The 24,923-nt window shown below is 61.5% G+C and carries 36 protein-coding genes and 1 pseudogene; 3 read left to right on the forward strand and 34 right to left on the reverse strand.

The window, feature by feature from the left end; translation table 11 throughout:
- Positions 1 to 98: 98 nt before the first annotated feature.
- On the reverse strand, positions 99 to 1,355 hold the full coding sequence (locus B3B04_RS12660) for an ectonucleotide pyrophosphatase/phosphodiesterase (protein ID WP_292043411.1): 1,257 nt from the start codon (positions 1,353 to 1,355) through the stop codon (positions 99 to 101).
- A 114-nt stretch (positions 1,356 to 1,469) separates the two neighbouring features.
- On the opposite strand from B3B04_RS12660, the gene B3B04_RS12665 reads away from it, so the two are divergent.
- Both B3B04_RS12665 and B3B04_RS12670 read left to right on the forward strand, forming a co-directional pair.
- On the forward strand, positions 1,470 to 2,408 hold the full coding sequence (locus tag B3B04_RS12665) for an ABC transporter ATP-binding protein (protein WP_292043412.1): 939 nt from the start codon (positions 1,470 to 1,472) through the stop codon (positions 2,406 to 2,408).
- Positions 2,398 to 3,246 carry a hypothetical protein gene (locus B3B04_RS12670; RefSeq protein ID WP_292043414.1) on the forward strand — a complete coding sequence of 283 codons (849 nt, stop codon included), beginning with the start codon at positions 2,398 to 2,400 and terminating at the stop codon, positions 3,244 to 3,246. Before B3B04_RS12665 ends, B3B04_RS12670 begins: the two co-directional genes overlap by 11 nt.
- A gap of 3 nt (positions 3,247 to 3,249) precedes the next feature.
- Here the strand turns inward: B3B04_RS12670 and B3B04_RS12675 are convergent, their stop codons facing one another.
- The 29 genes and pseudogenes from B3B04_RS12675 to rpsJ form a co-directional block, all read right to left on the reverse strand.
- Entirely contained in the window at positions 3,250 to 3,717 is a 468-nt protein-coding gene (locus B3B04_RS12675) for a GNAT family N-acetyltransferase (protein ID WP_292043415.1), read from the reverse strand.
- Between the two features lie 104 nt (positions 3,718 to 3,821).
- Positions 3,822 to 4,238 carry a 50S ribosomal protein L17 gene (rplQ, locus tag B3B04_RS12680; RefSeq protein ID WP_292043416.1) on the reverse strand — a complete coding sequence of 139 codons (417 nt, stop codon included), beginning with the start codon at positions 4,236 to 4,238 and terminating at the stop codon, positions 3,822 to 3,824.
- 118 nt (positions 4,239 to 4,356) lie between these two features.
- Complete coding sequence (locus tag B3B04_RS12685) at positions 4,357 to 5,376, reverse strand: DNA-directed RNA polymerase subunit alpha (protein WP_242914263.1); 1,020 nt, start codon at positions 5,374 to 5,376, stop codon at positions 4,357 to 4,359.
- Between the two features lie 86 nt (positions 5,377 to 5,462).
- Positions 5,463 to 5,852 (reverse strand): 30S ribosomal protein S11, encoded by a 390-nt coding sequence (gene rpsK, locus B3B04_RS12690; protein ID WP_242914264.1) that lies wholly within the window; start codon positions 5,850 to 5,852, stop codon positions 5,463 to 5,465.
- Positions 5,853 to 5,868: 16 nt separating this feature from the next.
- Positions 5,869 to 6,237, reverse strand: coding sequence for a 30S ribosomal protein S13 (gene rpsM, locus B3B04_RS12695; protein WP_292043421.1), 369 nt, complete (start codon positions 6,235 to 6,237; stop codon positions 5,869 to 5,871).
- Positions 6,238 to 6,409: 172 nt separating this feature from the next.
- Positions 6,410 to 7,135, reverse strand: coding sequence for a TonB family protein (locus B3B04_RS12700; RefSeq protein WP_292043422.1), 726 nt, complete (start codon positions 7,133 to 7,135; stop codon positions 6,410 to 6,412).
- Between the two features lie 100 nt (positions 7,136 to 7,235).
- The gene (locus B3B04_RS12705) at positions 7,236 to 7,796 is read right to left on the reverse strand and encodes an adenylate kinase (protein ID WP_292043423.1); all 561 of its coding nucleotides are present in this window, start codon (positions 7,794 to 7,796) and stop codon (positions 7,236 to 7,238) included.
- Between the two features lie 33 nt (positions 7,797 to 7,829).
- Entirely contained in the window at positions 7,830 to 9,209 is a 1,380-nt protein-coding gene (gene secY / locus B3B04_RS12710) for a preprotein translocase subunit SecY (protein ID WP_292043424.1), read from the reverse strand.
- Between the two features lie 277 nt (positions 9,210 to 9,486).
- Positions 9,487 to 9,948 (reverse strand): annotated as a pseudogene (rplO, locus tag B3B04_RS12715) (50S ribosomal protein L15); the annotation flags it as partial.
- 172 nt (positions 9,949 to 10,120) lie between these two features.
- Entirely contained in the window at positions 10,121 to 10,315 is a 195-nt protein-coding gene (gene rpmD, locus B3B04_RS12720; RefSeq protein WP_292043425.1) for a 50S ribosomal protein L30, read from the reverse strand.
- Positions 10,316 to 10,318: 3 nt separating this feature from the next.
- On the reverse strand, positions 10,319 to 10,918 hold the full coding sequence (gene rpsE, locus B3B04_RS12725; protein ID WP_167178076.1) for a 30S ribosomal protein S5: 600 nt from the start codon (positions 10,916 to 10,918) through the stop codon (positions 10,319 to 10,321).
- Between the two features lie 13 nt (positions 10,919 to 10,931).
- Positions 10,932 to 11,288, reverse strand: coding sequence for a 50S ribosomal protein L18 (gene rplR / locus B3B04_RS12730; protein ID WP_292043428.1), 357 nt, complete (start codon positions 11,286 to 11,288; stop codon positions 10,932 to 10,934).
- A gap of 3 nt (positions 11,289 to 11,291) precedes the next feature.
- Positions 11,292 to 11,825 (reverse strand): 50S ribosomal protein L6, encoded by a 534-nt coding sequence (gene rplF / locus B3B04_RS12735; RefSeq protein WP_292043429.1) that lies wholly within the window; start codon positions 11,823 to 11,825, stop codon positions 11,292 to 11,294.
- Position 11,826: 1 nt separating this feature from the next.
- Positions 11,827 to 12,225, reverse strand: coding sequence for a 30S ribosomal protein S8 (rpsH, locus tag B3B04_RS12740; protein ID WP_292043430.1), 399 nt, complete (start codon positions 12,223 to 12,225; stop codon positions 11,827 to 11,829).
- Positions 12,226 to 12,240: 15 nt separating this feature from the next.
- Positions 12,241 to 12,546 carry a 30S ribosomal protein S14 gene (gene rpsN, locus B3B04_RS12745; protein WP_292043431.1) on the reverse strand — a complete coding sequence of 102 codons (306 nt, stop codon included), beginning with the start codon at positions 12,544 to 12,546 and terminating at the stop codon, positions 12,241 to 12,243.
- A gap of 19 nt (positions 12,547 to 12,565) precedes the next feature.
- A complete protein-coding gene (rplE, locus tag B3B04_RS12750; RefSeq protein WP_292043432.1) occupies positions 12,566 to 13,123 on the reverse strand; it encodes a 50S ribosomal protein L5 in 558 nt (185 codons plus the stop codon).
- Positions 13,123 to 13,431: a 50S ribosomal protein L24 gene (gene rplX, locus B3B04_RS12755; RefSeq protein WP_292043433.1), complete on the reverse strand. Its 309-nt coding sequence runs from the start codon at positions 13,429 to 13,431 to the stop codon at positions 13,123 to 13,125. The genes rplE and rplX overlap by 1 nt, the downstream gene beginning before the upstream one ends.
- A 2-nt stretch (positions 13,432 to 13,433) precedes the next feature.
- Positions 13,434 to 13,802, reverse strand: a complete 369-nt coding sequence (gene rplN / locus B3B04_RS12760; protein ID WP_167178083.1) for a 50S ribosomal protein L14 — start codon at positions 13,800 to 13,802, stop codon at positions 13,434 to 13,436.
- Positions 13,803 to 13,820: 18 nt separating this feature from the next.
- Positions 13,821 to 14,063 carry a 30S ribosomal protein S17 gene (gene rpsQ / locus B3B04_RS12765; protein WP_292043435.1) on the reverse strand — a complete coding sequence of 81 codons (243 nt, stop codon included), beginning with the start codon at positions 14,061 to 14,063 and terminating at the stop codon, positions 13,821 to 13,823.
- A 10-nt stretch (positions 14,064 to 14,073) separates the two neighbouring features.
- Entirely contained in the window at positions 14,074 to 14,268 is a 195-nt protein-coding gene (gene rpmC / locus B3B04_RS12770; protein ID WP_292043436.1) for a 50S ribosomal protein L29, read from the reverse strand.
- Entirely contained in the window at positions 14,268 to 14,705 is a 438-nt protein-coding gene (rplP, locus tag B3B04_RS12775) for a 50S ribosomal protein L16 (protein ID WP_292043437.1), read from the reverse strand. The genes rpmC and rplP overlap by 1 nt, the downstream gene beginning before the upstream one ends.
- A gap of 7 nt (positions 14,706 to 14,712) precedes the next feature.
- Complete coding sequence (gene rpsC / locus B3B04_RS12780; RefSeq protein ID WP_292043438.1) at positions 14,713 to 15,462, reverse strand: 30S ribosomal protein S3; 750 nt, start codon at positions 15,460 to 15,462, stop codon at positions 14,713 to 14,715.
- Positions 15,462 to 15,842, reverse strand: a complete 381-nt coding sequence (gene rplV / locus B3B04_RS12785; protein ID WP_292043440.1) for a 50S ribosomal protein L22 — start codon at positions 15,840 to 15,842, stop codon at positions 15,462 to 15,464. Before rplV ends, rpsC begins: the two co-directional genes overlap by 1 nt.
- 3 nt (positions 15,843 to 15,845) lie before the next feature.
- Positions 15,846 to 16,124 carry a 30S ribosomal protein S19 gene (rpsS, locus tag B3B04_RS12790; protein WP_003164372.1) on the reverse strand — a complete coding sequence of 93 codons (279 nt, stop codon included), beginning with the start codon at positions 16,122 to 16,124 and terminating at the stop codon, positions 15,846 to 15,848.
- 2 nt (positions 16,125 to 16,126) lie between these two features.
- On the reverse strand, positions 16,127 to 16,963 hold the full coding sequence (rplB, locus tag B3B04_RS12795; RefSeq protein WP_292043441.1) for a 50S ribosomal protein L2: 837 nt from the start codon (positions 16,961 to 16,963) through the stop codon (positions 16,127 to 16,129).
- Between the two features lie 4 nt (positions 16,964 to 16,967).
- A complete protein-coding gene (locus B3B04_RS12800) occupies positions 16,968 to 17,273 on the reverse strand; it encodes a 50S ribosomal protein L23 (protein ID WP_181543508.1) in 306 nt (101 codons plus the stop codon).
- Positions 17,273 to 17,911: a 50S ribosomal protein L4 gene (rplD, locus tag B3B04_RS12805; protein ID WP_292043442.1), complete on the reverse strand. Its 639-nt coding sequence runs from the start codon at positions 17,909 to 17,911 to the stop codon at positions 17,273 to 17,275. Before rplD ends, B3B04_RS12800 begins: the two co-directional genes overlap by 1 nt.
- The gene (gene rplC, locus B3B04_RS12810; protein ID WP_292043443.1) at positions 17,911 to 18,642 is read right to left on the reverse strand and encodes a 50S ribosomal protein L3; all 732 of its coding nucleotides are present in this window, start codon (positions 18,640 to 18,642) and stop codon (positions 17,911 to 17,913) included. Before rplC ends, rplD begins: the two co-directional genes overlap by 1 nt.
- 20 nt (positions 18,643 to 18,662) lie before the next feature.
- On the reverse strand, positions 18,663 to 18,968 hold the full coding sequence (gene rpsJ / locus B3B04_RS12815) for a 30S ribosomal protein S10 (protein WP_003164367.1): 306 nt from the start codon (positions 18,966 to 18,968) through the stop codon (positions 18,663 to 18,665).
- A gap of 722 nt (positions 18,969 to 19,690) precedes the next feature.
- Between rpsJ and B3B04_RS12820 the strand changes: the two genes are divergently transcribed.
- Complete coding sequence (locus B3B04_RS12820) at positions 19,691 to 20,422, forward strand: hypothetical protein (RefSeq protein WP_292043445.1); 732 nt, start codon at positions 19,691 to 19,693, stop codon at positions 20,420 to 20,422.
- A gap of 80 nt (positions 20,423 to 20,502) precedes the next feature.
- On the opposite strand, the gene B3B04_RS12825 is transcribed toward B3B04_RS12820, so the two are convergent.
- The 4 genes from B3B04_RS12825 to tuf form a co-directional block, all read right to left on the reverse strand.
- On the reverse strand, positions 20,503 to 21,384 hold the full coding sequence (locus B3B04_RS12825; protein ID WP_292043446.1) for a GIN domain-containing protein: 882 nt from the start codon (positions 21,382 to 21,384) through the stop codon (positions 20,503 to 20,505).
- Between the two features lie 110 nt (positions 21,385 to 21,494).
- Positions 21,495 to 22,349 carry a transcriptional regulator gene (locus B3B04_RS12830; RefSeq protein WP_292043447.1) on the reverse strand — a complete coding sequence of 285 codons (855 nt, stop codon included), beginning with the start codon at positions 22,347 to 22,349 and terminating at the stop codon, positions 21,495 to 21,497.
- Between the two features lie 59 nt (positions 22,350 to 22,408).
- On the reverse strand, positions 22,409 to 23,542 hold the full coding sequence (locus B3B04_RS12835) for a GNAT family N-acetyltransferase (RefSeq protein WP_292043448.1): 1,134 nt from the start codon (positions 23,540 to 23,542) through the stop codon (positions 22,409 to 22,411).
- Positions 23,543 to 23,732: 190 nt separating this feature from the next.
- On the reverse strand, positions 23,733 to 24,923 hold a 1,191-nt coding region (tuf, locus tag B3B04_RS12840; RefSeq protein WP_292043449.1), incomplete at its 5' end, for an elongation factor Tu.

Here is a 24,923-nt window from a genome sequence, read left to right on the forward strand (position 1 = left end):
TTTCAAGCCGTTAGTCAGATCTGCCTGCCCAAGAAACGCAAAACGGGCGGCACCGTTCAGAGCCGCCCGTTCATTATTTTCACCGTGTCGCCCGCACCTTAGCGCTGCATCACCGGCAGGGTGTCGTCCGGATTGCCGTCGCCCTTGGGCACTTCGATCCCCAGCAGGCGACCCAGCAGCGGCTGTACGTCGACGCTGTCCAGATTTTCAAGACGGCGATTCCGGGCCACACCCGGACCATGGGCAATGAACACGGCCTGCATATCGGCCAGCGCGTTGTCATAGCCGTGCGCCCCACCCGGACGGGTCACCGCGCGAGCGCGCGTGCCGATCAGCCAGTTCGGCGCAGCCAGACAGACAAAGTCCGTCACACGGCGGTGGGTGCCCAGTGCAAAGCGCGCTGGCACCTCGGCCTTGCGCCAGCATTCCATCTTGTCATGCGGCTTCAACAGGCCCGCTGCCGCCTCGCCCTCGCGACCTTCCACGGCGTTGATAAAAGCGACCGGACCCGAATAGACGATGCTCAAGGCCGACACGTCCATCGTATCGTCCAGATAGCTCACGCGCTCTGGCGAGGTCTCGGCCATACCGTGGTCCGACACCACGATGACGATGGTGTTGCTGTCCAGACCGCGAGCCGCCAGCTGCGCCATCAGATATCCGATGGAGGCATCGGTCTGGCGGATGGCGTCATGCACCTGATCGGAGTTCGGGCCGTGATGGTGGCCCATGGTATCGACCAGATCGAAATACAGCGTGCCCAGACGCGGGCGCTGCTCCTGCGGCAGGTCAAACCACGACATAAGCGTATCGACGCGGGCATTACCCCGCATGGACTGGTCAAACGGCACCCAGTGCGACGGACGCACGCCGCGCACAGCAGCTTCCGAGCCCGGCCAGAACATGGTGCCGGTCTTGATGCCCGCATTCTCTGCCGTCACCCAGATCGGCTCCCCATCGTCCCACCAGCGGCGGTCCGTCACAGCGGCCTTGCTGCCCAGCGAGAAGCTGCCCAGTTCGGCGTCGCGGATATTGTTGCCGACGATGCCATGGCGGTCCGGATGCAGGCCCGTCACCAGCGTATAGTGGTTGGGGAAGGTCACCGTCGGGAAGGACGGCTTCATCGGCCCCCACGCGCCCTCGGTGGCCAGTCTGGACAGGTTGGGGGTCAGGCCACGGTCCAGATAATCCGGACGGAAGCCATCGATGGAGATCAGAATGACATTCGGCTGTGCGACCGCCGCCGCTTGCACGTCCGGCGCGGTCTCGACCGGCCCCGTCGCACAGGCCCCAAGGGCCAGACTGGCCCCCATGGCCGATGTGATCAGAAGACGGCGCAAAGCAGAAGACATCATCGGATCTTCTCTCCCCAAGACTGAAAACTGGTAATGGCAGGCACAGCTAGGCTGTTTCCGTGACAGGTGAAAGACAGGCTTGCGCATTTAGATGCAGGAATACACTCTGCCCATATGAACGCCGTTATCGCCATAGAGCGACTGACCAAAACCTTTGGCAATGTGCGGGCTCTGGATGGGCTGTCGCTCGAGATCCCGCAAGGTGGCGTCTACGGCATTCTTGGTCCGAACGGCGCGGGTAAATCCACTCTTTTCCGCATTCTGCTGGGCCTGATCGAACCCAGCGAAGGGCGCGCCGAGGTGCTGGGATTTCCGGTACGCACACCCGAAACCCTGCGGCGCATGGGCTCCATGATCGAGACGCCGCGCTATCCGCCTTACATGACGGCGCGTGAATCGCTGCAATGGCTGGCGCTGGCCCACGGAATGGGCCAGACCGCGGCCATCGATCCATGGCTGGAACGCGTGGGCCTGACCGAAGCGGCAGATCGCAAGGTGCGCGGCTTTTCGGTCGGCATGTTGCAACGCCTCGGCGTTGCCGCTGCCCTGATGACCGGCCCCGAGGTCGTGATTCTCGACGAACCCACCAGCGGCATGGACCCGAACGGCATTCAGGACATGCGCGCCCTGATCCGCAGTCTGGCCGACGATGACGGCGTGACCGTGGTCATCGCCAGCCACCAACTGCTGGAAGTGCAGAAAATCTGCGACCGCGTGGCCATCTTCAATCGCGGCAAACTGGCCGCCGAGGGGTTGGTTTCGGAACTGACGGCAGAGACCGAATATCTGCGTCTGGCCGCCTCGCCGCTACAGCGCGTGGCCGAGATTGTCGGTGAGTCTGGCACGATTGTGGGCGATGCCATCAACATCAACATCCGCCGTCAGGACACACCGGCCCTGATCGCCCATCTGGTGTCGCAGGATATTGCCGTCATGGAGGCCCGCTGGATCGGTGCCGACCTCGAGGCCGTGTTTATGAGCCAGACCGCCGGCGCGGAGCCTCCCCTGCCCCCGACTGAAACTGTCACCCGCGAGGCCCCTCATGCTGATTGATGCCATTCGCGCCGAGCTGTGGCGGTTCTGGCATAACGGCACCGCCATATTCTGGGGGCTGTTCTTCATTCCGCTCAGCGGCTTTGTCGTTGGCGTCTTCTGGCGGCACTATCTGGGCGGCAAGATTGTTCAGGCACGAGAGGCGCTGGTGCCCGGTTTCGATGCTGCGCCCAAGGTCATGGTGCTGGGCGATAAACTGGTCGACAAAACTGCCAGCCTTGCCGACCCCGGTCTGATCGCCTTCTTCCTGATCGCCGCCGCAGCCCTGTTTGCCAGCGATTATCGATGGGAGACGTGGCGTCTGATCCGCCCGCGCAACAGCCGCCAGAACCAGATTTTGGGTAAGGCCCTCGCCATGGCTGCCGTGGCGTTGGTGCCGCTTCTGTGCGTGCTGCTGGGCGAGGCCATGGGCCAGATCATCAATGCCACATTGGACCGCACGCGCATCGCCATCGGCTTCAAGGGCGACCATTTCATCGCCAGTCTGGGGCTGATCGGGCTGGCATGGTGGCGGGTGTGTCAGTTCGCCCTGCTAGCTCTGGCCACAGCGGTTGTCACACGCTCCGTGGCCGCCAGCCTGCTGGTGCCCTTGGCCATCGGCGTAGGGCTGTTCATGCTCCAGCGCATGACCGGCTTCTTCGGCTGGACGCCGACTGACTGGTCAACCCTGCTGGCTTTCCCTGCCGTGGGTTTCGAACACCTACAGTCGGCGATTATGGGGGCCAAGGTACAGGGGCTGGTGGTGGTCAAATCCCTGCTAGGTATCGTGCTGTGGACTGCGGCTCCCTTGGCACTGGCCCTCTATGTGTTCGACAATCAGGACCTGTCGAAGGAATAGCCCCTACAGCCTCAGTTCCATGAACACATCCGCCCGCGCATAGGGCGTGTCCCGCTGAGGCAGATAGACAAAGCCGAACTGCTCATAAAGGCGCAAGGCCGGTGCGAGACCGGAGTTGGTCTCAAGGTAAAGCCGCGTGCCCTTCAAAGCCTTGGCGCGCTCCACACAGGCCTGCATCAACAGTTTGGACAAGCCCTTGCCGCGCGCGTCGGGCCGCACGGCCATTTTGGCCAGTTCAAAGCCGCCGTCATCCATCTTCATCAGGGCGCAGCAGCCGACATAATCGCCTGCCCCGTCCTCGATGATGAAGATGTGCCCGCCCGCATCCAGCACCTGCCCTTGGGCGTCGCCAAGCACCTTGTGGTCCTTGGGCTCCAGCGCAAAGCCGCATTCAAGGATCCAGCCCTCGTTCAGGCTGCGCCATGCGGCGGCGTGTTCAGGGCGATAATCGGCTACGCGGTACTGGCTCATGCGCCGCTATATCTGCGGCCTAGCTCAGCCGTTCAAGCACAAAAAAAGGCGGCCGGATAAACCGACCGCCTTCTTCGAAAGCAGATGCTTTGTGGAAACGAAGCTTAGGCTTCGTCGCCTTCGATCTGGACGACCGGACCGGAGTCCTTGCCCTTGGCCGAAACGTCGCGATCAACGAACTCGATGACAGCCATCGGAGCGTTGTCGCCGTGACGGTAACCGGCCTTCATGATGCGGATGTAGCCACCTTGGCGGTCCGCATAGCGGGCAGCCAGAGTGTCGAACAGCTTGCCGACTTGCGGCACATCACGAACGGCGCTGATAGCCTGACGACGAGCGTGCAGGTCGCCCTTCTTGGCGAGGGTCACCAGCTTCTCGACGAAAGGACGCAGTTCCTTCGCCTTCGGCAGGGTGGTGGTGATTTGCTCGTGCTTGATCAGCGAGGCAGCCATGTTGGCGAACATGGCCTGGCGGTGGCTGACCGTACGGCCGAGCTTACGATAGGCGGCGCCGTGGCGCATCGGGGTCTCTCCTACTCAACCCTGGTTTCCTGTCCGATCTTTGTGGACCAGGACCTAGGGCCTCTCATTCTAACCGCCCCAACCGATCCAACGAGGACCTGGGCGGAGGGGTTGATGATCAGATCTGGTCGTCGAACTTCTTGGCCAGGTCTTCGATGTTTTCCGGCGGCCAGTTCGGCACATCCATGCCGAGGCTCAGGCCCATGGTCGCCAGAACTTCCTTAATCTCGTTCAGCGACTTGCGGCCGAAGTTCGGGGTGCGAAGCATTTCGCCCTCGGTCTTCTGGATCAGGTCGCCGATGTAGACGATGTTGTCGTTCTTCAGGCAGTTCGCCGAGCGGACCGACAGTTCCAGTTCGTCCACCTTCTTCAGCAGGGCCGGGTTGAACGGCAGGTCGGGCTTACCGTCCGACTGCTCGACAGCCTTGGTCGGCTCTTCGAAGGTGATGAAGATCTGGAGCTGGTCTTGCAGGATGCGTGCTGCGAAAGCAGCGGCGTCAACCGGCGAAACCGCACCGTTGGTCTCGATCTCGAGGATCAGCTTGTCATAGTCCAGCGACTGGCCTTGACGGGTCGGCTCGACGCGATAGGCGACGCGCTTCACCGGCGAGTACAGGGCGTCAACCGCGATCAGGCCGATCGGGGCGTCTTCCGGACGGTTGAACTCAGCAGCCACATAGCCCTTGCCGTTCTGGACGGTCAGTTCCATGCGGATCGATGCGCCGTCGTCCAGGGTGCAGATGACGTGATCCGGATTCAGGACCTCGATATCAGCCGGGACGTCGATCTGACCAGCCGTCACAACACCGGGACCGGTGGCGCGCAGGGTCATACGCTTCGGGCCTTCCGCATGCATGCGAAGAGCCAGTTGCTTGATGTTCAGGACGATGTCGACAACGTCCTCACGCACGCCTTCCAGCGAAGAAAACTCGTGGACGACGCCGTCGATTTGAATGGCGGTGACTGCTGCGCCCTGAAGCGAGGACAGCAGAACGCGGCGAAGCGCGTTACCGAGCGTCACACCGAAGCCGCGCTCGAGGGGTTCGGCGACCAGACGCGCTTTGCGCTGCGGGTCAGAGCCGGCCTCGACCTGGGGCTTCTCGGGACGGATCAGCTCTTGCCAGTTTCTTTCGATCATTAGTGTCCCTCGAACGGGTTTCGCTGACCCCACCTGTGTGCACGCAGGTCGAAAGGGGTCAGCAGAAGAAAAGTGTCAGGCGGCGATTAAACGCGACGACGCTTGGGCGGACGGCAACCGTTGTGCGGCATCGGCGTCACGTCACGAATGGTCGTGATGGTCATGCCCACAGCTTGCAGAGCGCGCAGAGCCGATTCACGGCCCGAACCCGGACCCGAAACGTTGACTTCCAGCGTCTTCACGCCGTGCTCAGCAGCCTTCTTGCCGGCGTCTTCAGCAGCCATCTGGGCGGCATACGGGGTCGACTTACGCGAACCCTTGAAGCCCATGTGACCAGCCGACGACCACGAGATCGCGTTGCCTTGGGCATCGGTGATCGTGATCATGGTGTTGTTGAAAGAAGCGTTCACGTGGGCAACGCCCGAGGTGATGTTCTTACGTTCGCGGCGCTTTACGCGACCCGGTTCCTTAGCCATCGGTCAGGCCTCTCTCTTACTTCTTCTTGCCAGCGATCGGCTTGGCCGGACCCTTGCGGGTACGAGCGTTGGTATGGGTGCGCTGACCACGAACCGGCAGGCCCTTACGGTGACGCAGGCCGCGGTAGCAGGCCAGGTCCATCAGGCGCTTGATGTTCATCGAGGTCTCACGACGCAGGTCACCTTCAACGGTGTAGTCGCGGTCAATAGCCTCACGGATCTGCAAGATCTCGGCGTCGGTCAGTTGATTAACACGACGTTCCGGCTCGATGCCGACCTTCGTGATGATCTCTTGGGCGTTGAATGCGCCGATGCCATGGATGTACTGAAGCGCGATTACCACGCGCTTGTTGGTCGGAATGTTGACGCCAGCGATACGGGCCACGAAATTCTCCAAGTACGCGTTAGTCAGACGCAAAAACCGTTCCGGTTAACAAACCTGGAACGTGTGCGCCCTTCGCGGAAGGCTGTCCTTATACAGGGGATTCCCGCGTCGTCAACCGGCGCGAGGAAACAAGGTGAAGTTAATAAGCGGTTACTGCCCAAAAACCTCGACCTTAGGGCCACTCTACACCTACCTGAACCGATGCGCCAGCCACCCTTTGCCCGCCTCTGACCGGCGGCTCGAAGCGGAAGTAGCGCGAGGCCAGCAACGCGGCCTCGCCGAATCCCAGCCCTTGGGGCGACTCGGAGACCACGCGGCAAGCCTCTAGGCGCGTATCCAGCCGAATCTGGCAGCTGAGCGTGGCACGACCGCCCTGACGGCGGCGAAACGCCTCTCGGGGATGCACAGCGCGTAACTCTGCCTGTGTGGGTCCGCGCACCAGTCGAGGTCCCTGCCCGCGGCCATCGCCGTCACCGTCGCCGATACCGCGACCGGTCCCCTGCCCTTCGCCGCCTTGGCCAAGACCCGGTGTCGGGCCCTGTTCATCCGAGCGGCCTATAACGAGCGGTGGCTGCTCTCGCGCGGGCGTCGGCGGCGCGACCACCTCCGGCTGGGGCACGGGTTGCGGCACAGGTCTGACAAGCGAGGGGGCCTTGGGTGCGCCCCCTCCCCGCTCAGGCGTCGGACGAACATCCAAGGGCGGTGGCGGCGGCGGCGGGTCAGGCCGGACCAGTTCGACAATCATCGGATCGGCTAAGGTCACGCCTGCGCTGTCGCCATCCATATGGCCCAACGCCAGCAGCAAACCCGCATGGGCCACCGCCACCACCCCATAGGTGGCCAGCTTGCGCCCTCGATTGGCCTTCGGGCCTGCCGTTCTGTGATCCGTCAACGCCATAGGCTGATCTAACGCACAACGGGCCATAAGGTGCAGCCCAGCAAAAAGGGCCGGCTTCCGTAGAAGCCGACCCTCTTGTCAGATCATGAGATCGGATGGTTTAGGCCATCGCCTCATCGATGGCCTTGGCCACCGACTCGATGTCGCCCATGCCATCCACTTCGACCAGCTTGCCCTGTGCTTCATAGTAGGGAAGCAGCGGAGCGGTCTGGCCGTTATAGACAGCGAGACGATCCTTGAAGGTCTCGGGGTTGTCGTCCGGACGACCCTGATCCTCAAAGCGCTTGGTGATGCGCTGGGTCAGAGCCGCATCATCCACTTTCAGACGAATGACGCGATCGATCTGGGCACCACGCTTGGCGAGCATGGCGTCCAGCGCCTCGGCCTGCGCCACATTGCGCGGGAAGCCATCAAAGATGGCCCCGCCCGCAGCTTCGGCTTCCGGCAGGCGTTCTTCGATCAGGGCGATGACGATTTCGTCGGTCACCAGATCGCCGCGCGCCAGCACATCTTTCACCTTCAGGCCCAGTTCCGAACCGGAGGCAATGGCTGCACGCAGCATGTCGCCGGTCGAAAGCTGAACCATGCCGCGGCCTTCAACCAGACGCTTGGCCTGGGTGCCTTTGCCTGCGGCGGGCGGTCCGAAAAGGATGATGTTCATGCGACTGGTGTTCCCCAAGTTTACGCAGACCGGTTAGCGACGAACGACCGGCGTACCGCCACGACCGCCACGGCCGCGCAGCTTCGCCTTCTTGATCAGACCCTCGTACTGGTGAGCCAGCAGGTGGGACTGGATCTGCGAAACCGTGTCCATCGTCACCGACACCACAATCAGCAGAGACGTACCGCCGAAGTACATGGCGTTACCCATGCCCGCGACCATGAACTCCGGCATCAAACACACGAGGGTGATGTAGCCGGCACCGATAACCGTCAGACGGGTCAGGACATAGTCCAGATACTCTGCCGTGCGCTTGCCCGGACGGATACCCGGCAGGAAGCCGCCGTATTTGCGCAGGTTCTCGGCCGTGTCTTCAGGGTTGAAGGTGATCGAGGTGTAGAAGAAGCAGAAGAAGATGATCAGCGCGGCGTACAGGATAATGAACACCGGCTTGCCGTGCGTCAGCTGAGCCGTCACAGCCGGAAGCCAAGCGGCCCACTCCGGCAGGTTCGCCGTTGCGGTGAACTGGGCCACGGTCGTCGGGAGCATCAGCAGCGACGAGGCGAAGATCGCCGGGATCACACCGGCGGTGTTCACCTTCAGCGGCAGGAACGAACGTTCGCCACCGGTGACGCGGTTACCTTCCTGGCGCTTCGGATACTGGATCAGCAGACGGCGCTGGGCGCGTTCCATGAAAACGATGAAGACCACGGTGGCCACAGCCAGAATGGCCAGACCCAGTAGCATGAAGGCCGACATTTGGCCCTGTTGGGCCAGACCCAGCAGGCGCGCGATGGTGCCCGGCAGGACAGCCACAATACCGGCGAAGATGATCAGCGAGATACCGTTACCAACACCGCGGGCCGTGACCTGCTCACCCAGCCACATCAGGAACATGGTGCCGCCCGTCAGGGTGACAACCGTGGTCGCGATGAAGAACAGACCAGGCGAGTCCACCAGACCCTGCGAGGCGTTCAGACCGACGGCGATACCGAAGGACTGGGCGACAGCCAGAACGACCGTCAGATAGCGGGTGTATTGGTTCAGCTGCTTGCGGCCGGCTTCGCCACCCTCTTTCTTCAGCTTTTCCCACGGCGGATACACCGCGCCCATCAGCTGCACGATGATCGAAGCCGAGATGTACGGCATCACGTTCAGCGCGAACACAGCCATACGCTCCACGGCACCACCCGAGAACATGTTGAACATGTCCAGGATGCCGCGCTGGCCGTCTGGGTTCTGGAAGAACTGGAGGAAGGCATCGGAGTTGATGCCCGGAATCGGCACGAAGGTACCGAGGCGATAAACCAGCAGGGCGCCCAGCGTGAACAGCAGGCGCTTGTGGAGCTCGGTCGCCTTGGCGAACGAGCCCATGTTCATATTGGCGGCGAGTTGTTCAGCGGCCGAAGCCATAAGCTTTCCCCACGACTATTAATGTCGTCAGATAAGGTGAAAGCGGCCCTCATGCGAGAGCCGCTTTCGAAAAATCGTCATCCCTGTCCGGAAGATCCCGGCATACCCACACTAAACTGGGGGTATTCGGGATGACGAAGCAGTCTTAGGCCTTGGCAGCCGTGCGCTTGGCGCGGGCCGAGATCTTGTTCTCGTCGCCCTTCGGAGCCTTCGGAGCCGGAGCCTTGCCCTTTTCGGCATTGCGCTTCTCGACGCGGGCAGCAGCCTTGGCTTCAGCGGCGATGCGCTGTTGCTCGACCTTACCGCCAGCCGCTTCGATGGCCTTGATGGCACCCGAGGTTGCCGACCAGACGACCAGGTTCAGCTTGGACTTCAGTTCGCCTTCGCCCAGAACGCGAACGCCGTCTTTTTCGCGACGGATCACGCCAGCGGCGACCAGAGCGGCACCGTTGATTTCAGCCTTTGCGTCCAGCTTGCCGGCGTCGATGGCTTCTTGGATACGCCACAGGTTGACTTCAGCCAGCTTCAGAGCGTTGGCATTGTTGAAGCCGCGCTTCGGCATACGCATGTACAGCGGCATTTGGCCGCCTTCGAAGCCGCCAATGGCGACGCCCGAACGCGACTTCTGACCCTTGACACCACGGCCAGCGGTCTTGCCCTTGCCCGAACCCGGGCCACGGCCAACGCGCAGACGGGACTTACGAGCGCCTTCGTTGTCGCGGATTTCATTCAGTTTCATGTGCCTGATCCTTTCGGGTGCTAGCGCCAGTCTGGATGCGGGACGCATTTCGACTGACTCGGCGTTTTAAAAAACGAAGGGCCGCTATTAAGCGACCCAGCCCTGCATCGCAAGATGCAATCTTTAAAAGCAAAACGCCCTCCCCGTTTCCGAGGAGGGCGCTTCAGCTTTTTTAGCCTTCGACCACTTCAACCATGTGGCCAACCTTGGCGATCATACCACGGATAGCCGGGGTATCTTCCAGGGTGACTTCACGGCCGATTTGGTTCAGGCCCAGACCGATCAGGGTGGCGCGCTGATCAGCCTTGCGGCGGATCGGGCTGCCGACCTGACGAACGGTCACGGTCTTGGATTGGGTCTTGGCCATTGATTAGCCCTCCACAGTTTCCGGTGCCGAAGCACCATCGTTGCGGCGGCCCATCAGGTCCGCGACCTTCTTACCGCGCTTGGCAGCAACCTGACGCGGCGACGATTGGACCTTGAGGGCCTCAAACGTTGCACGGATCATGTTGTAGGGGTTCGACGAACCGGTCGACTTACCAACGACGTCTTGAACGCCGAGGGTTTCGAGGACGGCACGCATCGGACCACCTGCGATGACGCCGGTGCCTGGAGGGGCAGCGCGCATCATGATCTTGCCAGCGCCCCAGCGGCCGTTGCCGTCGTGGTGCAGGGTGCGGTTTTCGCGCAGCGGAACGCGGATCATCGTCTTCTTGGCTTCTTCGGTCGCCTTGCGGATGGCTTCCGGCACTTCGCGTGCCTTGCCATGACCGAAGCCCACACGACCCTTGCCGTCACCGACAACCATCAGGGCAGCGAACGAGAAACGACGTCCACCCTTAACGGTCGCGGCAACACGGTTGATGTGTACCAGCTTCTCGATGATGTCGCTTTCAGCAGCGTCTACTGCCGGAGCGTTGCGGTCGCGACGATTACGATCGCCGCCGCCGCGTTGGGGTTCACGAGCCATGTCTGTCGTTCCCTTAGAAGTTCAGACCGGCTTCGCGCGCGGCTTCCGCCAGCGCCTTGACCCGGCCGTGATAGATGTAGCCACCGCGGTCGAAAACGACGTCGGTGACGCCCTTTTCGATAGCACGTTCGGCGATCAGCTTGCCAATCTTGGCAGCGGCTGCGACGTCCGAGCCCTTCGAACCCTTGCCACCTTCCAGCGACGAAGCCGAAGCGACAGTGATGCCCTTCGAGTCGTCGATGATCTGTGCCGAGATGTTCTTGTCCGAACGGTAGACCGACAGACGCAGACGGCCGTTGGCGACTGCCTTGAGGCGACGACGGTTGCGTTCTGCGCGACGCTTGGCTTGTTGTTGAAGAGAGAGAGCCATGACTTACTTCTTCTTGCCTTCCTTGCGTCGGACGGTTTCGCCCTGATAACGCACACCCTTGCCCTTATAGGGCTCCGGCGGACGCAGCTTGCGGATGACGGCGGCGATTTCACCAACGGCTTGCTTGTCGATGCCCGAGATCTTGATCTCGGTTTGCTTCGGCACAGCGAAGGTGATGCCAGCGGGCGGAGCGATGTCCACGTCGTGCGAGAAGCCCAGTTGCAGCGACAGAGCGTTGCCTTTCAGGGCGGCGCGGTAACCCACGCCGACCAGTTCCAGGGTCTTCTCGAAGCCTTCGGTCACACCGGTCACCATGTTGGCAACCAGGGTGCGCGACAGGCCCCACATAGCGTTTGCGCGTTGGCTTTCCGAACGCGGGGTCAGGGTCAGCTCGTCGCCGTCCTGTTTGACCTCGATTTCGTCGGCCACGGTCCAGGACAGTTCGCCCTTCGGACCCTTGACGGTGATGTCCTGGCCGTTGAGCGTCAGAGTGACGCCCTTCGGCACGGTGATGGTTTTCTTGCCGATACGAGACATATCAGTAGACCCTGCACAGGACTTCGCCGCCGACGTTAGCGTCGCGAGCGGCAGCGTCAGACATAACGCCCTTCGAAGTCGAAAGGATCGAGATGCCCAGACCGTTCTTAACCGGCTTCAGGTCGCTGATAGCCGAGTAAACGCGACGGCCCGGCTTCGACACGCGGGCGATCTCAGCGATCACCGGCTGGCCGTCGAAGTACTTCAGCTCGATCTCGAACTGCGGGAACTCACCCGGGTTTTGCACCAGGTTGTAACCGCGGATGTAGCCTTCCGACTGCAGCACGTCGAGGACGCGCTGACGCAGGCGGGATGCCGGGGTGAGCACCGTGGAACGCTTGCGGGTCGCAGCGTTCTTGATGCGAGCGATCATGTCGCTCAGGGGATCGTTGATCATCATATCTGTTCGCTCCCCTTACCAGCTCGACTTCGTCAGGCCGGGGATCTGACCCAGGTTACCCAGCTCGCGCAGGGCAACACGGCTCATCTTGAGCTTGCGGTAGTAAGCCCGCGGACGGCCCGTGACTTCGCAGCGGTTGCGAATGCGGGTCGGTGCGGAGTTACGCGGCAGGGCTGCCAGTTGGAGGCGAGCTTCAAAGCGCTCCTCCAGCGGCAGGCTCTCGTCGTTAGCGGTTGCCTTGAGGGCTTCACGCTTCGCGGCATACTTCGCAACCAGGGCCTTGACGGCTTCGTTGCGGTTTACGGCGCTTTTCTTAGCCATTGATCTCTTCCCTTCCCGATCAGTTCACGAACGGGAACTTGAACTCGGTGAGGAGAGCCTTGGCTTCCTCATCGGTCTTGGCCGTGGTGCAAACGACGATGTCCATGCCCCACATCTGGTCGATCTGGTCGTAGTTGATCTCCGGGAACACGATGTGCTCCTTCAGACCGGTGGCGTAGTTGCCACGACCGTCGAACGAGGTGCCCTTAAGGCCACGGAAATCCTTCACGCGCGGCAGCGCGATCGTGATGAACCGGTCCAGGAACTCGTACATTTGGTCGCCACGCAGGGTGACCTTACCGCCGATGACCATACCTTCACGCAGCTTGAAGCCAGCGATCGAGTTACGGGCCTTGGTGGCAACGGCCTTCTGACCGGCGATGGCCGTCAGGTCCTTGAGGGCTGCAGTAGCCTTCTTGGAGTCTGCAACGGCTTCACCGATGCCCATGTTCAGGACGATCTTGTCCAGCTTGGGCACCTGCATTTCGTTCGTGTAGCCGAACTTTTCCTTCATGACCGAACGGATACGCGAAACGTATTCGGCCTTCAGGCGCGGGGTGTACTTTTCGGTAGCCATCAGATGACGTCTCCGGTCGTCTTGGCGAAACGGACCTTTTGGTCACCTTCCACCTTGAAGCCGACGCGGGTTGCCTTGCCGTTAGCGTCGACGATAGCGACGTTCGACAGGTGCAGCGAGGCTTCCTTGTTCTTGATGCCGCCTTGCGGATCAGCTTGGGTCGGGCGCGTGTGGCGCTGAACCATGTTGATGCCTTGGACGACGACGCGGTTCTCGGCCGGGAGGACCTTGAGCACGGTACCCGTGCGGCCCTTATCCTTGCCGGTCAGGACGACAACGTTGTCGCCCTTTTTGATCTTGGCAGCCATGGTTACAGGACCTCCGGAGCCAGCGAGATGATCTTCATGTGGTTCTTGGCGCGAAGCTCGCGCGGAACCGGGCCGAAGATACGGGTGCCAACCGGCTCGTTGGACTTGTTGACGATCACGGCAGCCGACTTGTCAAAGCGGATGACCGAACCGTCTTTGCGTTGGATGTCCTTGGCGGTGCGAACGACGATGGCGCGAACGACATCACCCTTCTTAACGCGACCGCGCGGGATGGCTTCCTTCACAGAGGCGACAATGGTGTCGCCGATCGAGGCGTAGCGGCGCTTAGAGCCGCCGAGCACCTTGATGCACATGACCCGGCGGGCGCCCGAGTTATCGGCCACTTCCAGGTTAGTTTGCATCTGGATCATAAGATCAGATCCTTCTGATTACGAGGCAGAAGCCGGGGAAAGGACTTCCCAGCGCTTCAGTTTGGACTTGGGGGCGCACTCGACAATACGAGCGACGTCGCCGACCTTGAGGGCATTGGCTTCGTCGTGCGCGTGATACTTCTTCGAAAGACGAACCGTCTTCTTCAGAACCGGGTGGAGCAGCGTGCGCTCCACCTTAACCACGACGGTCTTGTCGCCCTTGTCGGACACGACCACGCCTTCGAGAATTCGCTTGGGCATATTCGTTTCCTTACGAGGCGCGCTTCTCACGCAGAAGCGTGGAGATGCGAGCGATATCTTTGCGCACTTCACCCACACGGTGGGTTTTTTCCATTTGGCCGGTAGCCGCTTGGAAGCGCAGGTTGAACTGTTCCTTCTTGAGCTTCAGAAGCTCTTCGGCCAGTTGGTCGACGGTTTGCGACCGGAGATCAGCGATCTTGGTCATTATGCGGCTTGCTCCGTAACGATGCCGGCGTCCAGGCGGGTAACCACCTTGGTACGGATCGGCAGCTTGGCTGCGCCGAGGCGCAGAGCTTCGCGGGCGATTTCGTCCGAAACGCCATCGATTTCGAACATGATACGGCCCGGAGCAACGCGAGCTGCCCAGTGGTCGATCGCACCCTTACCTTTACCCATACGGACTTCGGCGGGCTTACCGGTAACCGGCAGGTCCGGGAAGATACGGATCCACACGCGGCCTTGACGCTTCATGTGGCGGGTAACGGCACGACGGCACGCTTCGATCTGACGAGCAGTGATGCGTTCCGGTTCCATGGCCTTCAGGCCGTAGGAGCCGAAGTTCAGCGAGAAGCCGCCCTTCGACGAGCCGTGGATACGGCCCTTGAAGGCCTTACGGTATTTGGTCTTTTTAGGTTGCAGCATGGTCTAATCAGCCTTCACCACGACCACGACGCGGACCGCGGTCACCGCGGGGGCCACGTTCACGGCCTTCGTTGGACGACGGACCCGAAGCTTCCTGAGCCCAGCGCTTGTCTTGAGCCATCGGGTCGTGCTCGAGCACTTCACCCTTGAAGACCCAAACCTTCACGCCGATGATGCCGTAGGTCGTCTTGGCTTCATAGAAGCCGTAGTCGATGTCAGCACGCAGGGTGTGGAGCGGCACGCGACCTTCGCGGTACCATTCCATACGAGCGATTTCCGCACCGCCGAGACGGCCCGAGACGTTGATACGCACGCCCTTAGCGCCGAGACGCATGGCCGATTGCATCGAACGCTTCATCGCGCGGCGGAAAGCCACACGACGCTCGAGTTGCTGAGCGATGTTTTCAGCGATCAGCTGGGCGTCGGTTTCCGGCTTGCGGACTTCGACGATGTTCAGGTGAACTTCGCCTTCAGTGCGGGCCGAGATGTCCTTGCGCAGCTTCTCGATGTCAGCGCCCTTCTTGCCGATCACGACACCCGGACGGGCGGCGTAGATCGTCACGCGGCACTTCTTGTGCGGACGCTCGATGATGATGCGGGCAACGCCAGCAGCCGAAAGACGCTCTTTCAGCCACGCGCGCAGCTGCAGGTCTTGGTGCAGCAGCTTGGCGTAGTCAGCACCGCCGGCGAACCAGCGGCTGTCCCACGTGCGGTTCACGCCAAGGCGCAGACCAATCGGATTGATTTTCTGACCCATTAGGCGGCCTCACCTGCTTCGCGAACCACGATGGTGATTTCGCTGAACGGTTTCAGGATGCGCGACGAGCGACCACGAGCGCGGCTCGCGAAGCGCTTCATCACCAGGTTCTTGCCAACGTAGGCTTCGGCAACGATCAGGTTGTCGATGTCCAGGTTGTGGTTGTTCTCGGCATTCGAGATGGCCGAGTACAGTGCCTTGCGAACGTCGATGGCGATGCGCTTGCGGCTGAACTCCAGCTCGTTCAGAGCTTTCTGGACCGGCAGACCGCGGATCGAAGCGGCCACCAGGTTCAGCTTTTGCGGGCTGATACGAACGTTAACCAGCTTGGCGCGGGCTTCGTTCGTAGCAACACGACGGGTGTTCTTGGTCTGGGCCATGGATTATTTCCTCTTGGCCTTCTTGTCCGCAGCGTGACCCGGGAAGTTACGGGTCGGCGCGAACTCGCCGAACTTCATGCCAACCATCTCTTCCGAGACGGAGACCGGCACGTGCTTCTGACCGTTGTGGACGCCGAAAGTCAGGCCCACGAACTGCGGCAGAATGGTGGAGCGACGCGACCAGGTCTTGATCACATCTTTACGGCCCGACGATTGAGCGGCGTCGGCCTTCTTGAGCAGATACCCGTCGACAAACGGGCCTTTCCAGGAGGAGCGGGCCATTCTTAGCGAGCCTTCTTCACGTGACGGCTACGGATAATGTACTTGTCCGTGGCCTTGTTCTTGCGAGTACGGGTACCCTTGGTGTCCTTACCCCACGGCGTAACCGGAGTACGACCACCCGAGGTACGACCTTCACCACCACCGTGCGGGTGATCGATCGGGTTCATGGCAACACCGCGGACGTGCGGGCGGAAGCCCATGTGACGCTTGCGGCCAGCCTTACCGAGGTTCTGGTTCATGTGATCCGGGTTCGACACGGCACCAACGGTGGCCATGCACGAGTCCAGAACCATGCGCAGTTCACCCGAACCCAGACGGATTTGAGCGTAACCTTGGTCGCGGCCAACCAGCTGGGCATAGGCACCAGCCGAACGAGCCAGCTGAGCACCCTTGCCCGGCTTCATCTCCACGTTGTGGATGATGGTGCCGACCGGCATCGAGCGCAGCGGCATTGCGTTGCCCGGCTTCACATCGACCTTTTCACCGGCGACGACAGAGTCGCCAGCCTTCAGGCGTTGCGGAGCGATGATGTAGGTCTTCTCGCCGTCGGCATAGGTCACCAGGGCGATGAAGGCGGTGCGGTTCGGGTCGTATTCCAGACGCTCGACAGTACCGATCGCGTCGAACTTGCGACGCTTGAAGTCGATCTTACGGTACAGGGTCTTTGCGCCACCGCCGCGGAAGCGAACGGCAACACGACCACCCTGACCACGACCGCCCGACTTGGTCAGGCCTTCGGTCAGCGACTTCTCCGGACGGCCTTTGTGCAGCTCGGAGCGGTCGACCAGCACCAGGGCGCGGCGGCCCGGCGACGTCGGATTATAATGCTTCAGAGCCATCTGATTAGAGCCCCGTCGTCACGTCGATCGACTGGCCATCAGCCAGCGTCACGATTGCTTTTTTGATGTCCACGCGACGGCCTTGGATGCCGCGGAAGCGCTTGGTCTTGCCCTTTTGAACCAGGGTGTTGACCTTGAGGACGTTGACTTTGAACAGGGATTCAACCGCAGCAGCGATTTCGTCCTTGGTCGCGGTACCGGCTACGCGGAACACAACCTTGTTCTGCTCCGACAGGATCGTGGCCTTCTCGGTGATGATCGGGCTCAGGATGGTGTCGTAGTGCTTGGCGGTAGGTTGAGCGGCGGCCATTATGCGGCTTCCTTCTCAGCAAAGCGCGCCTCGATCGCCTCAATGGCGGCCTTGGTCAGCACCAGTTTGTCAGCACGCAGGATGTCATAGACGTTCAGGCCGGCGTTCGGCAGCACGTCGATGTGCGGGATGTTGCGAGCAGCCAGACCGAAGTTGGCGTCCACTTCCGGACCTGCAATGATCAGAGCCTTGTTCCAGCCCAGCTTGCCGAAGGTGGCGCGCAGGGTGGCGGTCTTGGCTTCCTTGACGGTCAGGCTGTCTACGACAACCAGATCGCCAGCCTTGACCTTCGAGGACAGGGCGTGACGCAGAGCCAGGGCGCGGACCTTCTTCGGCAGCGAGAAGCCGTGGTCACGGACAACCGGACCAAAGGCGCGCGAACCGCCGACGAACTGCGGTGCACGGCGCGAACCGTGACGAGCGCCGCCGGTGCCCTTTTGCTTGTACATCTTCTTACCCGTACGAGAGTTCTCGTTGCGGGTTTGAACCTTGTGCGTGCCAGCGCGACGCTTGGCCAGCTGCCAGGTTACGGTACGGGCCAGCAGGTCGCCGCGGATGTCGGTGAGGCCGAAGACGGCGTCCGACAGCTCAACGTCGCCAGCAGCCTTGCCGTCGAGTTTGATGACCGAAAGTTTCATTACGCTTCACCGCCTTCGTTGGCTTCAACGGCCGGAGCAGCAGCTTCGGCAGCAGCAGCCGACTTCACAGCACCCGGGAACGGGGCTTCAGCCGGACGAGCCTTTTTCACAGCGTCGGTGACCTTGAGGTAGGTGCCGTCGTGGCCCGGGACAGCGCCCTTGACCAGGATCAGACCACGCTCAGCGTCCACGCGGACGACGGTGAGGTTCTGTTGGGTGACAACTTCTTGACCCAGACGACCGGCCATCTTCTTACCCGGGAACGTACGGCCCGGATCTTGACGGTTACCAGTCGAACCGTGCGAGCGGTGCGAGACCGACACGCCGTGGGTGGCACGCAGACCGCCGAAGTTCCAACGCTTCATCGCACCGGCAAAACCTTTACCGATGGTGAGGCCTTGGACGTCGATCTTCTGACCTGCAACGAAGTGGTCTGCCGACAGTTCGGCACCCACGTCCAGCAGGCCATCCTCGTTCACGCGGAACTCGGTGACGTATGCCTTGGGTTCAACTTGAGCCTTCGCGAAAGCTTCGCGTTGCGGCTTGGCCGTATTTTTGGCCTTCTTGGTGCCAGCGCCCAGCTGGAGAGCGACGTAGCCGTCACGCTCCTTGGTACGTTGGCCGACGACTTGGCAGCCGTCGAGCTGGAGCACAGTGACCGGAACGTGTGCGCCGTCATCGGCGAACACGCGGGTCATCCCCAGCTTCTTGGCGATCACGCCCGTGCGCATCGGATCCCGCCTCTTCTTTCTTAGATCTTGATCTCGACGTCCACGCCAGCCGACAGATCGAGCTTCATCAGCGCGTCTACGGTCTGGGGAGTGGGGTCGACGATATCGAGCACGCGTTTGTGCGTGCGGATTTCAAACTGCTCGCGCGACTTCTTGTCGACGTGCGGCGAGCGGTTCACGGTAAATTTCTCGATCAGGGTCGGCAGCGGGATCGGACCACGAACGGTCGCGCCCGTGCGCTTTGCGGTGTTGACGATTTCGCGCGTCGAGAAGTCGAGGACGCGATGATCGAAGGCCTTGAGCCTGATGCGGATGCTTTGATCCATATCGGTTGTTATTCCCATGCGGCCGGAGCCGCGTCCCTGTGAACCATTTCAAAGACCGAAGCCTCGGGAGCAAAACCCCCAGGGAACGCAAATCCGCAAAAACGATCGGCCCACGCAGTCCCCTGCCTGAGCCGTAAATTCCCAAGAAGCTGCAAAAAGAACAGTAACTTAGGTCGTCCCTGCGAACCGCGTCTGCACCCGAAAGTGCACAGCCGGTCCAACAAGAGGGCTGCTTATGCCTTTTGATTCCGGATACGTCAAGCGGCAAATCCCCCGAAATGCTTGGGTTTGAGCCGCATCGCCTTTGGTCGAACATTGTCGTCTTTTGGCCCAGATTGAGCCCGACCGCAGCCTGCCTTCCCCCGCTTTTCCACAGGGGCAGCAAGCCCCGAAAAACGCCCGCACAGCCGCTTTCTAATTATACGACAGCTCAAAAGCCGGTCGAGTCTCCTCGCCAGCACTGGTGGCGTTAGGAGTTGATTAAGGCCTATGGCAAGGACGCCAAAAACAAGGCCGAAAGGAACATTTAGCCATTATATCTGCGATATTTGACACAGCTTTGCCTGAATGAGTGGCTTTTGCGCAACATCATGTTGCTGCACGGTGCTAGATGACAAGTTCGTTACAGCAGAGCGACGCTTGAACGACTATCTGACCGATCCCGCGCCGCCCCCTCCCCCTTCTTGGGGTGGTCGCGCTAAGTCTCTCAAAGGACAACAAAAATGAAGACCGTGTTTTTCGCTTCGGCCGCTGCTGCCGCTCTGATCGCCGCTCCGGCTTTCGCTCAAGACACTGCCGGTTCGGTTGGCGTGTCCTACCAGCACTCGGACACCGACATCGGTGCCGTGAAGGGCATTGAACAAGACACCTTCGCCATCGACGGCGTTGTGGCCACCCCGATCTTCGGTGACTGGACCGTCACCGGCGCTGCAGCCACCACCTATTCGGACGGCGACGCTTTCGCCAAGGGCGAAACCACCCTGTCGGGTTCGGCTGCCCTGACCAAGGTCATCGGCACCTACCGCGTGGGCGGCTTCTACGCTGCTGAAGAGTTCCAAGGTTCGACCCTGAACACCTTCGGCGCTGTGGCCCAGAAGTATTTCGACAAGGCCACCGTCACCGGTACCGCTTCGTACGGCTCGGTCTATGACGCTGACATCTGGTCGGTGAAGGCTGACGTGGCTTACTACGCAACCGACGCTCTGCGCCTGAACGCTGGCGTTGGCTACAGCAACAACGAAGACGCCATCGGCTACGACGCCGACATCGTCGAACTGAACGTGGGTGCAGAATACCAGTTCGCCGCATCGCCGTACTCGGTGTTCGCTGGCTACACCTACGCTGACTCGGACGATCTGGCTGTTGAAGCCAACGCGATCAAGGTCGGCGTCCGCTACAACTTCGGCGGCAACCTGCAAGCTCGCGACCGCGCTGGCGCTGGTCTGGGCCTGTAAGACCCGTACAGTCCAAACCGACTGATACAAAGAGGCCCCGTCGGAGCGATCCGGCGGGGCTTATTTTAGGGTCTGGCAAGTCAGTCGTTGACCGTGATACGGCCCACGCCCACGACAGTCCGGCTGATATTGCCCGTGACGCGGTCGACGCGGATATTACCCGCCCCCATGATGCGGGCATTCAGGTCACCGACGCTCCCACCAGCTTCGATATTGCCGCTACCCATAATGCGGGCGTCCATGGTCGGAATATTACCGTCCTCGATCTTCACATTGCCCGAGCCGCTGACAGTGACCTTTACCGGACCTGACGCACGGCGCACGTCGATGTTGCCGGAGCCGCCGATAGCGACGTCCAACTGCTCGACATGACCTGCCTTCACGCGGCCCGATCCGCCGATGTTCACATCCATGCGTCGCGCGCGGCCTGTCCAGACATTGCCAGATCCGCCTATAGCGACGCGAACGCGGTCCTCGGTATTGGCCACCACCCATGAGCCGCAGCCGCCAAAGCCGATGTCCACGTTCTCGGCCCCGCGTGCCACCGTGCCGTGAACGGCCCCCGAGGTGCGAATGCGTGCATTGCGCGGCCCGGAGATCACGATCAGCGGTGCATCTTCCATGTTCAGCGCACCCACACCGGGCAGATTTGCTGACGCCCCCTGCCCGGGGCTAGCCGGCGGCGTATCGGCATTGGCGTTACGGCACCGGTTAATACGAGCATTGCGATTACCCGACAGACCGCCATTGATGCGCAGGTCGCTCCCACTTCGCTCTATACGCAGACGCGGCAAGTTGGCGGCACCGTCTCCAGTAATGGCCACGTCAAAGTCGGAGCGGTCCTCCGGCCGATAGATAACGCGGGCTGCCGCGTCCTCGATGTGGACGGTCTGGGCCGAGGCCACAGAGGCAAAGCCCATTACCGCCGCCGAAACTGCCAGTACCGTAATCTTGGCGTTCATTTGCCTGTCTCCAGTGGGGCCCTGTGGGGCCGTTTCCTGAGAACAGGGTGCGTTCGCGTATCGGCAAAGTCAGTTTAAATCGAGGTCATGAACTCGAATTAACCCACGCCTTACAGGCGGCGGACACCGTCCGCCGCGCTGGCATCAGGGACGAACTCGCGCTCGATATGACGGATGCGCTCTTCCAGCACGCCTGCCCGGCGCAGCATGACCGAAGCCCCCCAGCGCATGGCAAGATTCACCGGGCCCATACGGTCCGTCGCCTTTGGCGTCAGGCCGCGGCGACGCATGACGGCGTGAGTATAAAGTGCGCCGGTGCGAATGCGCGAGGACCACGTTTGATAGTCCACCGACAGGCTGACGCAGAAGCTGTCGAGATTTTCCACGCGGTGCGGCGCATACAAGGGCCAGGCCACCACCTCGCCGGGGATCAAGTCGAACACCTGCGCGTCCTGCTCGAACGACAGGCGATACGGCAGGTCCTCAGTCCGCTGGCGCGCGACGATGTCTTCCATCGCTTCTTCAGGCAGATGCTGTTCATCCCCCGGATAGACGAAAACGCGCTTGGTGCCCCTCATGTGGAACAACATCACCCCCGCCGCGTCGAAGTGGTAGGGCACCTTGGTCCGCGGCGAAGAGATAATCAGCTGGCCGGTCCGCTTGACCGCCTTTAGGCCCTCATAGTGATCAGCCACATCATCGAAGGCATCCATGGCCGCCGCCCACAGCTCGGGCCACCCCTTTTCGACGAACCGCAGATTGACCCATAGCTCGCCACGCCGGATGGCTTCCAGCAATTGGGCGCCCGACAGATCGCCGCGCTCGCCCGTCTTCAAGCTGGCCTGCCCCTCGGCATCAAAGCTGAAATGGTTGATATCGAACAGATCGCGCGGATAGCTGTCCAGTATGGCGGCCAGCGCCGCATCGGAGCTGTACTCCGCCGCGTCCAGCCCGTGGCTGTACACGGCAGGAGTCTGGATGGGCCCAGGATATCGGGTGCGAACCTTATTGGATCTGTGCACTTTTAAGACACCTTCCCGCTGATCTGCGCTAGCGCGCGTCGGCCTGCAAGAACTGCGCCCTTGATCCGGCCGGTGCGAGTGACCTCGGTTGCCTCGATGGCGGCCCAGCGACGGCGCACGCTGGCCCTCAAGCTTTCGGCCCGCTGCGGCAACATGCGGTCCAGTATCCGATTGCCCACATGCGACAGGGCGCTGATTTTGCCCGCTCGCAAAAGCGCCACTTCACGCACGCTCTCGGCCCGATTGACGAAGTATTTCTTATAAGTCTCGCCGCCAAAGCCGTAGTCGAACACGCGATAGCCGCGCGCCTGTTCGGCCCGCATGGTTTCCATGCTGAGCAGGATGCCTGGCGAGTATTTGGCCCCCGCCTCCAGATAGGCCGGAAACCAGAAATGGTAGCGATCGCCCGCATGCAGGCTGTACTCGATCGCCAATAGCTGATCCCCAGCGGAAAGCGTCGCCAGCGATGCCCCGAAACCTTCTCCCTCATATGCCAACAGGGCGTGCAGCAGGTCCCGTGTCCAGCCGACACCAAAGATGTCGTGCCGACCGGTACGGCGATACTGACTGCTCTTTAAAGTCAGCAGCCGGTCCAGCAGCGCGGCTGACTTCAGGCCCGTCTCCACCACCATGGCGCCCATCTGGCTCTCCATACTGCGGCGGGCCCGCTCCTTGTCTTTGAAGTATTTCGGCTGGGCCTGTCTGCGGGCGGCATACCAGTCGTCATAGCCACCATCGCCCAGAACGGCCTGATAGGTTTCCAGTGCTTCGCCCGTGCGGGCAGGACCGGCCCAGCTGTTGGCGTTGAAGCGCTTGGAAGCCAGTGCGGACACGACCTCCTCTAGCGATGGCGTGTCTTCGGCTGCCGCAACCACCCCGTGATAGTCGTTCATCGGCGCGGCCAGCGGATAAATGGCCGAGCCCCGATACTGGAACGGGTAATAGCCGATGACCTGTCCGCCCCGATGAAGCCGCGCCACCTTGGCCTGCGGTACATGGCGCGCGGCGATCTCGGCGAACTCCCAACGGAAAAAGGGATTGTCCAGCGCTGGCGATTGTTTTTGCCACGCGCACCACTGCGTGCGGTCTTCCGCCGTCAGCTGTCCCCAATCCAGTATCTCGGCATCCAGTGTCACGGTGCCCTCCCCCACGGCGCTTGCATAGCGCCGTTCCGGTTAAGGAAATAGCCAAGCGCGACCATATTTTGCTTTGGCCCAGCACAGCGGGTTTCGCCGGAAAACAAAACAGCCCCCCGAGTTTCCTCGGGGGGCTGTCTATGTTGGTCGTCACTGACGGTTGCCCGTCAGAGGCCGCTCAAAGGGTCGATTACTCGACGATCTTCGAAACGACGCCGGCACCGACGGTGCGGCCGCCTTCACGGATAGCGAAGCGCAGCTTCTCTTCCATGGCGATCGGGGTGATCAGCTCGACGTCCAGCTCGGCGTTGTCGCCCGGCATGATCATTTCCACGCCTTCCTTGAGACGGACGATACCCGTCACGTCGGTGGTGCGGAAGTAGAACTGCGGACGGTAGTTGGTGAAGAACGGGGTGTGACGGCCGCCCTCTTCCTTGGTGAGGATGTAGGCCTCAGCAACGAACTTGGTGTGCGGGGTGATCGAACCCGGCTTGCACAGCACTTGGCCGCGCTCGACGTCTTCACGCTTGGTGCCGCGCAGCAGAACGCCGACGTTGTCACCAGCTTGACCTTGGTCCAGCAGCTTGCGGAACATTTCGACGCCCGTGCAGGTGGTCTTTTGGACCGGACGGATGCCGACGATTTCGACTTCTTCACCGACCTTGACGATACCGCGCTCGACGCGACCGGTCACCACGGTGCCGCGGCCCGAGATCGAGAACACGTCTTCAACCGGCATCAGGAAGGCTTGGTCGATCGGACGTTCCGGCTGCGGGATGTATTCGTCAACGGCAGCCATCAGCTTCATGATAGCTTCTTCACCGATGGCCGGATCACGGCCCTCAACGGCGGCCAGAGCCGAACCCTTGATCACCGGGATGTCGTCGCCCGGGAAGTTGTACGACGACAGAAGTTCGCGAACTTCCATCTCGACCAGCTCGAGCAGCTCTTCGTCGTCGACCATGTCGACCTTGTTCAGGAACACGACCAGGGCCGGAACGCCAACCTGACGCGACAGCAGGATGTGCTCGCGGGTTTGCGGCATCGGGCCGTCAGCAGCCGAGCAGACCAGGATAGCGCCGTCCATCTGGGCAGCACCGGTGATCATGTTCTTCACGTAGTCGGCGTGGCCCGGGCAGTCCACGTGGGCGTAGTGACGGTTGGCCGTCTCATACTCAACGTGCGCGGTGTTGATGGTGATGCCGCGGGCTTTTTCTTCCGGCGCAGCGTCGATGTCGGCGTAGTTCTTGGCGGTAGCGCCGCCCGACTTAGCCAGCGTGATGGTGATCGCAGCCGTCAGCGTGGTCTTGCCGTGGTCAACGTGACCGATGGTGCCGATGTTTACGTGCGGCTTAGTGCGTTCGAACTTTTCCTTGGCCAT

The sequence above is a fragment of the Brevundimonas sp. UBA5713 genome (genome assembly GCF_002419815.1).
Classification (GTDB): domain Bacteria; phylum Pseudomonadota; class Alphaproteobacteria; order Caulobacterales; family Caulobacteraceae; genus Brevundimonas.